Source organism: Micromonospora deserti (assembly GCF_003236335.1).
GTDB classification, from domain to species: Bacteria; Actinomycetota; Actinomycetes; order Mycobacteriales; family Micromonosporaceae; genus Micromonospora; species Micromonospora deserti.
The window spans coordinates 1-10681 of record NZ_POUB01000209.1 but is presented as its reverse complement, the minus strand read 5'-3'; the positions used below and the strand labels follow the sequence as shown (position 1 = coordinate 10681).

Here is a 10681-nt window from a genome sequence, read left to right as displayed (position 1 = left end):
CCCACGCCCTGAACGCCCCACGCCCCGAGCCCAACCGGCAGATCATGGGACGGTGGATCTTGACCGCGGCGGGCGGGCCGTGGTCGGCTGCGATCATGAGCGGACAGTGGCGGGTGCGGTTCGACGCGGAGGTCACCTTCGCCAACGGCGGCGGACTCCGGACGGAGGGGTTCCGGCTGGACATCCCGGGTCGGGAGATCAGCGACGACGACCTCGCGGCGCTCTTCGTCCGGCACCTCGGGCTGCTGATGGTGGCCGAGGTCCGGATCACCGGCAAGACGGTCGTCGAGGAGGCGCACAAGGGCGGTCGGGGCGTGGCCGCCGGTCCGGCCGGCGCCGGGCGGCGCCTGGTCGAGCTGAGCCACGTGATCCGCGACGGGATGACGACGCTGCCCGGCCGGCCGGCGCCGCGGATCACCGAGTGGTTGACTCGCGAGGCGTCCCGGGCCACCTACGCCCCCGGCACGGAGTTCCAGGTGGAGCGGATCGACATGATCGCCAACACCGGAACCTACCTCGACACTCCCGCCCACCGCTGGGCCGACGGCGCCGACCTCGCCGGCACACCGCTGGGCCGCCTCGCCGACCTGCCCGGCATCGTGGTCCGGGTGCCGGTCGGCACCCGGGCGGTGGACCGGCTGATGCTGGCGCCGTACGACGTGGCGGCGCGGGCGGTGCTCCTGCACACCGGCTGGGACGCGCACTTCGGCACCGCGCGGTACGGGGCTCCGGAGGCACCCCACCTCACCGGTGACGGCGCCCGGGCGCTGGCGGACGCGGGCGCGGCCCTGGTCGGCATCGACTCGATCAACATCGACGACATGAGCCCGGCGGCCGGAGGCGAGCGCCCGGCGCACAGCAGCCTGCTGGCCGCCGGCATCCCGATCGTGGAGCACCTGACCGGCCTCGACGCGCTGCCCCCGGCCGGCTTCCGGTTCACCGCCGCCCCGCCGCTGGTCGCCGGTATGGGCAGCTTCCCCGTCCGTGCCTTCGCGATCCTCGACGGCTGACCATCGACCCGGCTCGCCGCAGCGGGCCGACTCGCCGGGAGTGCGGGCCGGTCGGCGGGGTCAGTAGCGCACGCTGATGCGGCGGTCGACAGCGTCGACGCGGACCTCGCCGCCGTACGGGACGATCAGCTGCGGGTCGGTGTGGCCGAGGTCGACGTCGAAGACCACCACCGCGTCCGAATGGTACGCGGCCAACGCCCGGGTGACGGCGTCCCGCTGGGCGTCGGCGAACTCGCGGCGCTGCTCCATCGTGTGCGGGCGGTCGAACTCCCACGCCTTGGCCCGGCCCACGAGAACCGCCGGGAACCCGGCGAGCAGCCCACGCTCCCCCATGTTGCGCAGCATCCGGAAGACCTCGGTGGCCGACGGCAGTTCCTCGGACGTCTCGATGATCAGGACCGCGCCGGCCAACTCCGCCGCCGAGGGGATCCGGTCGGTCGCCATCAGCCAGTGCAGGATCTCCAGGTTGCCGCCCCAGGTGCGCCCCTGCACCACCGTCGACGGGCCCTGCCAGCGCCAGCCCGTGCCGGGGAACATCACCGGCTCGTAGCCCAGCGTGGCCGGGTCCCGCCAGTCGTTGGGCTGGTCCCCGTACTCGGCCGCGGGCGTCAGCTCGTACCAGCCGGAGGTGAACAGGGCGGCGCGCAGCGAGTCGACGGTGAGCGGGTGCGGCGCGCCCGGCCGGCCGAGGTGCACCAGCACCGAGCCGCCGTGGTAGGCCACGACACCCAGCCGGTGCAGGTGGTTGAGCACGTTGGTGTTGTCCGAGTAGCCGAAGTACGGCTTCGGGTTGGCCCGCAGCACCGCGTCGTCCACGTGCGGGGTCACCGTGATCAGGTCGTCCCCGCCGACCGTGGCGAGCACGGCGGTCACCGTCGGGTCGGCGAAGGCGGCGGTCAGGTCCCGGGCCCGGTCGCGCGGGTCGGCCCCCATCACCCGAGTGGTCGGGTACTCCACCGGTTCCAGGCCGAACCCCTCGCGCAGCCGGCGCAGCCCCAGCTCGTACACGTGCGGGAAGAGACCCGGCAGGCCGGCGGAGGGCGAGACGACCGCGACCCGGTCACCCGGCTTCGGCTTCGGCGGATAGCGCAACCACACCATGACCAGACGCTATCGGGCGGGCCACGCCGGTTTCCGCCCGGCAAACCGCCCGAACCAGGGTGGTACCGGCCATAGGCTGGCGGCGTGGACGGTGCCGGCGGGCGGTCCCGGGACCCGTTGGCGCCACCCCGGCCGGCGGGACTGAGAGACCGGCGGGACTGAGAGATGGGTCGCAACCCGGGCCCCCTCCTTACAACGGGGTCGACGCGGATACGATCCAGGGAGTCGGACAGCGCTGTCCTTCGTACTCACGTAAGGAGCGCAACGTGACCGACCAGCACGACCACGACGGCCCCGACGCCGCGCTGCGGGCCGACATCCGCCGCCTCGGCACGCTGCTCGGGCAGACCCTGGCCCGCCAGGAGGGCCGGCCGCTGCTCGACCTGGTCGAGGAGATCCGGGCCCAGGTCCGCTCCGACGCCCCGGCCGCCGCCCAGCGGCTCGCCAGCCTCGACGTCACCACCGGCACCAAGCTGGCCCGGGCGTTCTCCACCTACTTCCACCTGGCCAACATCACCGAGCAGGTGCACCGGGCCCGGGACCTGCGCCGCCGCCGGGCGATCCAGGGCGGCTGGCTGGACCAGGCGGCGAAGATGATCGCCGAGCGCGGGGTTCCGGCGGAGGAGATCGCCGCGGCGGCCCGGCGGCTCGCGGTCCGGCCGGTCTTCACCGCGCACCCGACCGAGGCGGCCCGCCGGTCCATCCTGTCCAAGCTGCGCGCGATCGCCGACGAACTGGACGCCGAGACCGCCAACGCCATCCTTTACGGCGCCAGCGACGAGGGACCGGCCAACCGCCGCCTCGCCGAGCTGCTCGACCTGATGTGGCAGACCGACGAGCTGCGACTGGACCGGCCGGACCCGACCGACGAGGCCCGCAACGCCATCTACTACCTGCGCGACCTGTACGCCGAGGCCGCGCCGCAGGTGCTCGACGACCTCGCCGACACACTGCGCACCCTCGGGGTGGAGACGTCACCGACGGCCCGGCCGCTGACCTTCGGCACCTGGATCGGCGGCGACCGGGACGGCAACCCGTTCGTCACCCCGGCGGTCACCCGCGAGGTGCTCACCATCCAGCACGAGCACGGCATCGCGGCCACCGAGAAGGCCATGGACCACCTGATCAACGAGGTGTCCGTCTCCCGCCGGCTGCGCGGGGTGTCGCTGGACCTCTCCGCCAGCCTCGCCGCCGACCTGGACTCGCTGCCCGAGGTGGCGCCCCGGTTCCGCCGCGTCAACGCCGAGGAGCCGTACCGGCTCAAGGCCCGCTGCGTGAAGGCGAAGCTGGCCAACACCCGGCAGCGGCTACGGCAGGGCACCCCGCACGTGCCCGGCCGGGACTACCGGGGCTCGGCCGAGCTGATCGCCGACCTGGAGCTGCTCCGCGCCTCGCTGGCCCGCAACTCGGGGCAGCTCACCGCCGTGGGCCGGCTCGCCTCCACCATCCGTACGGTCTCCGCGTTCGGGCTGCACCTGGCGACGATGGACGTCCGGGAGCACGCCGAGGCGCACCACGCGGTGCTGGCCCAGCTCTACGCGGCCGTCGGCGAGGTCTCCGACTACCCGTCGCTGACCCGGCTGGAGCGCACCAAGCTGCTCGCCGACGAGCTGGCCGGCCGCCGCCCGCTCTCCACCCTGGACACCCCGCTGACCGAGTCGGCCCGCAAGACGTTCGACGTGTTCGGCACCATCCGCGAGGCGCAGGACCGGTTCGGCGCGGAGGTCACCGAGTCGTACATCGTCTCGATGACCCTCGGGGTGGACGACGTGCTCGCCGCGGTGGTGCTGGCCCGCGAGGCCGGCCTGGTCGACGTGCACAGCGGCCGGGCCCGGATCGGCTTCGTCCCGCTGCTGGAGACCCCGGCCGAGCTGAACGCCGGCGGCGACCTCCTCGACGAACTGCTCTCGCTGCCGGCGTACCGGGCCCTGGTGGCCGCCCGCGGCGACGTGCAGGAGGTGATGCTCGGCTACTCCGACTCCAACAAGGAGGCCGGCATCACCACCAGCCAGTGGTCCATCCACCGGGCCCAGCGCGCGCTGCGCGACGTGGCCGCCCGGCACGGGGTGCACCTGCGGCTGTTCCACGGCCGGGGCGGCACGGTGGGTCGCGGCGGCGGGCCGACGCACGAGGCGATCCTGGCCCAGCCGTACGGCACCCTGGACGGCGCGATCAAGGTGACCGAGCAGGGTGAGGTCATCTCCGACAAGTACACGCTGCCGTCGCTGGCCCGGGAGAACCTGGAGCTGACCCTGGCCGCGGTGCTCCAGGCGACCCTGCTGCACACCGCGCCGCGCCAGCCCGCCGAGATGCTGGAGCGGTGGGACGCGACGATGGAGCTGGTCTCCGAGTCGGCGTTCCGGTCGTACCGTTCGCTGGTCGAGGACCCGGACCTGCCGGCGTACTTCTGGGCGTCGACGCCGACCGAGCTGCTCGGCGCGCTGAACATCGGCTCCCGGCCGGCGAAGCGGCCGAACACCGGCGCCGGGCTGGCCGGGCTGCGCGCCATCCCGTGGGTGTTCGGCTGGACGCAGACCCGGCAGATCGTCCCCGGCTGGTTCGGGGTCGGCTCGGGGCTGGCCGCGGCCCGGGCCGCGGGGCTGGCGGACGTGCTGGCCGAGATGCACCGCAACTGGCACTTCTTCCGCACGTTCCTGTCGAACGTGGAGATGATGCTGACCAAGACCGACCTGACCATCGCCCGCCGGTACGTCGAGACCCTGGTGCCGAAGAAGCTGCACCCGATCTTCGCCAAGATCGAGCAGGAGTACGAGCTGACCAAGCAGGAGGTGCTGGCGGTGACCGGCTCGCCGGCCCTGCTGGAGAACTCGCCGGTGCTGCAGCGCACCCTCGCCGTGCGGGACACCTACCTGGAGCCCCTGCACCACCTCCAGGTGGCGCTGCTGAGGCAGTACCGGGAGTCCGGTGCGGCGGGTCGGGCGGTGGCGACCGCGCCCGGCGGTCGCCGCGCGCCGAGCGACGGTACGGCGCTGGAGCGGGCGCTGCTCACCACGGTGAACGGCATCGCCGCCGGCATGCGCAACACGGGCTGACCCCGCCCAGGCGGGGGCCCGGGGATCACGCCGCGCCGGCGTGTCCTGCCGGGAGGGGTGGCCGGTCGGATGGCCGCTCTCCCGGTGCGCGTGCGGTCAGCCGACCGGTCGCGGCGGGTCGCCCGAGACCCGCTCAGAAGTCGCCGCCCCCGAAGTCCCCGCCACCGAAGTCGCCGCCGGCGTCGCCGGCCTGGTCGGCGCCGTCGGCGTAGTTCTCCGGGTAGCCGGGGTCGGCGAAGGCGGGTGAGAAGAGCGCGTCGGCGATCAGCATCCCCCCGATCACGCCGGCGCCGGCGCCCAGCGCGGTCTTCCACCACGGGGTGGAGTACCAACCGGCCGGCACCGGCCGGCCCTGGATGCGCCCACCGGGGTAGTAGTAGGGAGTGTCCCGGCCGGGCTGCGGACCGGCCTTGAAGGTCTGCCCCTGCACGTCGACCTGGCGCTCCCGGGTGAGCTGCCCGGCGCCCTCGGCGGCGGCCAGCGGGGGCAGGTCCGGGCCGGGGTCGATGCCGAGCGCGACCCGGGCCGCCCGGGCGTACGCCAGCCCCTCCAGCGCGGTCTCCCGGGCCAGCCGGTACTGCTGGACGGTCTGCGCCTGCTCCAGCTGGCTGCCGGCCGCGTTGTAGCGCTCCCCCGCGTCGACCAGCGCCTGGCGCACCGCCGGGTGGTCGCCGTGCAGGTTCAACACCTGGCCGCCGAGGCGCTCGTACCAGCGCTGGGCGTCGGCCCGCACGTCGGCCAGGCTACGGGCCTCGCGGGCCGCGCTCTCCCGGCGCCACCACACGGCGCCGCCGACCACCACGAGCACGAGCACGGCCACGAGCAGAAGTTCCATGGCCCGACGGTACCCGGGGCGGTTAGGTCGTACGCGTTTGGCAAGCTCTGGTGATGGACTTCTCGACGCTGGCCGTGGTGATCGTCTGCCTCGCCGCCGGCGGCGCGGTGGGCTGGCTCGCCGCCCGGTCCCGCTCCACGGCGGAGATCGCCCGGCTGGACGCCACGCTGCGGGCCACCCGGGAGGGCGAGGGCCGGCTGGAACAGTCCCTGCGCGCGCTCAGCTACGAGGCGACCGCGCAGTCACAGGAGGCGGTCGCCCGGGCCGTGGCCCCGCTGCACGACACGCTGCGCCGCTACGAGCAGCGGGTCACCGAGCTGGAGCGCGACCGGGTCGATGCCTACGCCGAGCTGCGTGAGCAGGTCCGGGCGATGAGCACCGTCTCCGGCGAGCTGCGCACCGAGACCAAGCAGCTGGTGGCGGCGCTGCGGGCCCCGCAGGTGCGGGGCCGCTGGGGCGAGCACCAGCTGCGCCGGATCGTCGAGGCCGCCGGCATGCTCGAGCACTGTGACTTCGCCGAGCAGGTCACCGCCGCCACCGACCACCAGGGCGTCCGCCCCGATCTGGTGGTCCGGCTGCACGGCGGCCGGTCGGTGGTGGTGGACGCCAAGGCCCCCTTCGACGCCTACCTGACCGCGATGGAGGCCCGCGACGAGCGCGGTCGGGACGCCCACCTCGACGCGCACGCGAAGCACCTGCGGGCGCACGTCGACGCGCTGGCCGCCAAGTCCTACTGGGCGGCGTTCGATCCGGCCCCGGAGTTCGTGGTCCTCTTCGTGCCGGCCGACCCGTTCCTCGACGTCGCGTTGCAGCGCGACCCGACGCTGCTGGAGCACGCGTTCGCCCGCAACGTGGTGCTGGCCACCCCGGCCACCCTGGTCGCGCTGCTGCGTACGGTGGCCTACTCGTGGCGGCAGGAGGTGCTGGCCCGCAACGCGGCAGCGGTGCACTCGCTGGCCCGCGAGCTCTACGGGCGGCTGTCCACCCTGGGCGATCACGTCGGCAAGTTGGGCGCCTCCCTCGGCGGCGCGGTGACCGCGTACAACCGGGCGGTGGGCTCGCTGGAGGCGCGGGTGCTGGTCAGCGCGCGCAAGCTCGCCGAGCTGGGGGTTTCCGGCGAGGAGCTCGCCGCACCGGCGCAGATCGAGCTGGCCCCCCGTCAACCGCAGGCCCCGGAGCTGCTCGGCAGCGCCGACGGGGCGGGTCCGCGCGGCACCGGCGGGCCGTCCACTTAGCACCTTTTTCGGTGACGATACGCATCACTCGATGTCACGAGATGGCCACAACGGCCATTCCCCTCGTGACAACGACCATCGATACCACGAAGGATTCGGCTCACGTGTGCCCTGCATCCCAGGGCCCTGTTCTCTGGAGGAAGAGAACGTGAGCAAACCCCGAAACCTGAGCCGGCGTACCTCCGCCGCGCTCTTCGCGTCGGTCGTGGCGGCCAGCGCCGTGACCGTGGCCGGCGGCGCCGCCACCGCGAGCGCCGCCCCGACCGCCGCGCCGGACGCCTCCCGGGCCACCCCCGCCGAGGCGCTGGGCTCGCACGACGCCAAGCTCCTCGCCGAGGCGGAGGCGAAGAAGGCATCCACCGTCACGATGATCGTCGCCACCGAGAAGGGCAGGGCGAAGGAGGTCGCGGACGACCTCAAGGGTCTGGGCGCGGCGGTCACCGAACGCTACGACACCATCGGGTACGTGCTGGCCAAGGTGCCGACCGGCAAGGCGGTCACGGCGGCCACGCTGCCGGGCGTCTCCGCGGTCGACCTCGACGAGAAGATCCAGTTGCCCGACCCCAGACCGGAGCTGGCCCCGGACGGCAGGACGGCCGCGAAGCAGGGCGGCACGCTCAGCGGCCCGGGCGCCGACACGCCGGCCGCCAACCCCTACATGCCGACGAACGAGACGGGTGCGGTCACCTTCGTCGAGCAGCACCCGGAGTGGGACGGCCGGGGCGTCACCATCGGCATCATGGACTCGGGGGTGGACCTGGAGCACCCGGCGCTGCAGAAGACCACCACCGGCGAGCGCAAGATCGTCGACTGGATCACGGCGACGGACCCGTTCGAGGACGCCACCTGGCGCCCGATGATCACGGAGGTGAGCGGCCCGTCGTTCAGCGCGGCCGGCGCCACGTGGACGGCTCCGACGGGCACCTACCGGTTCAACCGGTTCAGTGAGTCCATCACCAGCAACAGCGACCCCGGCGGTGACGTCAACCGCGACGGTGACCGGACCGACACGTTCGGCATCCTCTTCGACCCGGCCACCAACAACATCCGGGTCGACACCAACCAGAACAACGACTTCACCGACGAGGCCATGATGCGGCCCTATCGGGAGAAGTTCGACATCGGCTACTTCGGCACCGACAACCCGGCGACTCCAACCGCCGAGCGGATGTCGTTCGTGGTCGATTACCGCAAGGGCGTGGACACCACCCCGGTCGGCGGCCCCGGTCTGGTCGACTACGTCAACATCGGCATCGTGGAGAGCGCCCACGGCACCCACGTCGCCGGCATCACCGCCGCCAACGACATGCTCGGCAACGGCGCGTTCGACGGCGCGGCACCGGGCGCCAAGCTGGTCTCCGCGCGGGCCTGCTCGTGGAGTGGCGGCTGCACCTACGCCGCGCTCACCACCGGCATGGCGGACCTGGTGATCAACCGCAAGGTCGACGTGATCAACATGTCGATCGGCGGCCTGCCGGCGCTGAACGACGGCAACAACGCCCGCGCCGAGCTCTACAACAACCTGATCACCACCTACGGCGTGCAGATGTTCATCTCGGCCGGCAACTCCGGCCCGGGTCTCAACACCATCGGTGACCCGTCGGCCTCGTCGAACGTGGTCAGCGTCGCGGCGAGCGTCAGCCGGGACACCTGGCTGGCCAACTACGGCTCGGTGGTCCGGAAGAAGAACGCGCTGTTCAACTTCTCCTCCCGCGGCCCGCGCGAGGACGGCGGCGCCAAGCCGAACATCACCGCACCGGGATCGGCCATCTCCACCACCCCGGTTTGGCAGGCCGGCGGCCCGGTCCCCGAGGCCGGCTACCCGCTGCCGCCGGGCTACGGCATGTTCAACGGAACGTCGATGGCCGCCCCGCAGGCCGCCGGTGCCGCCGCGCTGCTGCTGTCGGCTGCCAAGGCGAGCGACAAGGGGATCACTCCCGCCGCCCTGCGCCGCGCCATCTACTCCTCCGCCAAGCCCATCGCCGGCGTCCCGACGTACGGCCAGGGCTATGGCATGGTCAACGTGCCGGGTGCGTGGAAGCTGCTGCGCAAGGGGGTGCAGACCCGCGCCTACACCTCCGACGCCCCGGTCTGCACGGTGCTCTCCGAGCAGTTGGCCACCCCGAACCGGGGCACCGGCCTCTACAACCGGTGCGGTTCCGCCGACGGCGGGCACCGGGTCGGCCAGGCGAAGACCTACCAGGTCAGGATCACCCGCACCAGCGGGCCGGCCGGCACCGTCAAGCACGCGGTCGGCCTGCGCGGCAACGACGGCACCTTCAGGGCACCGAAGACCGTCTCGCTCCCGCTGAACAGGACCGTCACGGTGACCGTCACCGCCAAGCCGGCCACCGCCGGCGCACATGGCGCCATCATGACGATCGACGACCCGGCCACCTCGGTGGTCGACTTCGAGGTCTCCACCGTGGTGGTCGCCTCGCCCGACGGGAAGAAGCCGGGCTACTCCTTCTCGGCCGAGGGCTCGGTCGACCGCAACGGCTTCACGTCGTACTTCGTGACGGTGCCGCCGGGCGCCGGTGCGCTGCAGGTGAACCTCTCCGGCATCGCCACCGGATCGCAGACCCGGTTCATCGCCTTCAACCCGTACGGCGTGCCGGTGGAGAGCACCTCCAGCCTCGCCTGCTACACCAACTTCTCCAACGCGAACGCCTGCAAGCCGCAGGAGCGCGACTACCAGAACCCGGTCGCCGGGGTCTGGGAGATCGAGGTGGAGTCCCGCCGGACGTCGCCGTCGCTGAACAACCCGTTCCAGCTCACCGCGCGGGTGCAGGGTGTCGCGGTCGAACCGGCCGTGGTCGAACTGCCGGAGGTCACCGCCGGTGCGGCGACCCCGGTGACCTGGTCGCTGACCAACACCTTCGGCCCCGTCACGGTGACCGGGCAGGGCGGTCCACTCTCCAGCGTCCAGGACGAGCGGCCGACCATCGCCGAGCACGCGTCCCAGGAGTTCACCGTCGAGGTGCCGGCCGGGGCGACCAGCTTCACCGCCCGGATCGGCAACCCGGCCAACGCCGCCGCCGACCTCGACCTGTACGTCTTCCGGGGCACCACCCTGGTCGGGCAGCAGGCCGACGGCGACTCGGAGGAGGCGGTGACCATCGCCAACCCGGTGGCGGGCAGCTACCGGGTGGTCGTCGAGGGCTACGCGGTCGACGGGGCCGGTGGCAGCACCGCCTACGACTACCGCGACTCGTTCTCGGCGCCGTCGCTGGGCACCCTCGCGGCGGCGTCCACCCCGCTCACCCTGGCCAACGGCGCCACCGCCACCCTCTCCGGTTCGGTGACCGCCCAGTCCACTCCGGCCGCCGGCCGGGAACTCTTCGGTGAGCTGGCCGTGGTCACCTCCGAGGGCGCGGTCGTCGGCCGCGGCGCCGTCTCCGTCGGCACCGTGAACTGACCCACCCCACCACCCGGAGAGCCCCGCCC

6 protein-coding genes are annotated in these 10681 nt (G+C 73.1%); 4 read left to right on the top strand and 2 right to left on the bottom strand.

Annotation, left to right across the window (positions count from 1 at the left end; genetic code table 11):
* Positions 1–95 precede the first annotated feature (95 nt).
* On the top strand, positions 96–1010 hold the full coding sequence (locus C1I99_RS23615; RefSeq protein ID WP_111136402.1) for a cyclase family protein: 915 nt from the start codon (positions 96–98) through the stop codon (positions 1008–1010).
* Positions 1011–1070: 60 nt separating this feature from the next.
* Here the strand turns inward: C1I99_RS23615 and C1I99_RS23610 are convergent, their stop codons facing one another.
* Entirely contained in the window at positions 1071–2111 is a 1041-nt protein-coding gene (locus C1I99_RS23610; protein ID WP_111136401.1) for a S66 family peptidase, read from the bottom strand.
* A 266-nt stretch (positions 2112–2377) separates the two neighbouring features.
* On the opposite strand from C1I99_RS23610, the gene ppc reads away from it, so the two are divergent.
* On the top strand, positions 2378–5164 hold the full coding sequence (gene ppc, locus C1I99_RS23605; RefSeq protein WP_111136400.1) for a phosphoenolpyruvate carboxylase: 2787 nt from the start codon (positions 2378–2380) through the stop codon (positions 5162–5164).
* Between the two features lie 133 nt (positions 5165–5297).
* Here ppc and C1I99_RS23600 read toward each other — a convergent pair whose 3' ends face one another.
* Positions 5298–5999, bottom strand: coding sequence for a hypothetical protein (locus tag C1I99_RS23600; protein WP_111136399.1), 702 nt, complete (start codon positions 5997–5999; stop codon positions 5298–5300).
* A gap of 53 nt (positions 6000–6052) precedes the next feature.
* Between C1I99_RS23600 and C1I99_RS23595 the strand changes: the two genes are divergently transcribed.
* Both C1I99_RS23595 and C1I99_RS23590 read left to right on the top strand, forming a co-directional pair.
* Positions 6053–7234 (top strand): DNA recombination protein RmuC, encoded by a 1182-nt coding sequence (locus C1I99_RS23595; RefSeq protein WP_111136398.1) that lies wholly within the window; start codon positions 6053–6055, stop codon positions 7232–7234.
* A 148-nt stretch (positions 7235–7382) separates the two neighbouring features.
* Positions 7383–10652 (top strand): S8 family serine peptidase, encoded by a 3270-nt coding sequence (locus C1I99_RS23590; protein WP_111136397.1) that lies wholly within the window; start codon positions 7383–7385, stop codon positions 10650–10652.
* Positions 10653–10681 lie beyond the last annotated feature (29 nt).

Excerpts from the sequence above, each read along its gene's own strand:
- C1I99_RS23610 (WP_111136401.1), bottom strand. The coding sequence starts at position 2,111 with ATGGTGTGGTTGCGCTATCCGCCGAAGCCGAAGCCGGGTGACCGGGTC.
- C1I99_RS23615 (WP_111136402.1), top strand. The coding sequence starts at position 96 with ATGAGCGGACAGTGGCGGGTGCGGTTCGACGCGGAGGTCACCTTCGCC.
- C1I99_RS23600 (WP_111136399.1), bottom strand. The coding sequence starts at position 5,999 with ATGGAACTTCTGCTCGTGGCCGTGCTCGTGCTCGTGGTGGTCGGCGGC.
- C1I99_RS23595 (WP_111136398.1), top strand. The coding sequence starts at position 6,053 with ATGGACTTCTCGACGCTGGCCGTGGTGATCGTCTGCCTCGCCGCCGGC.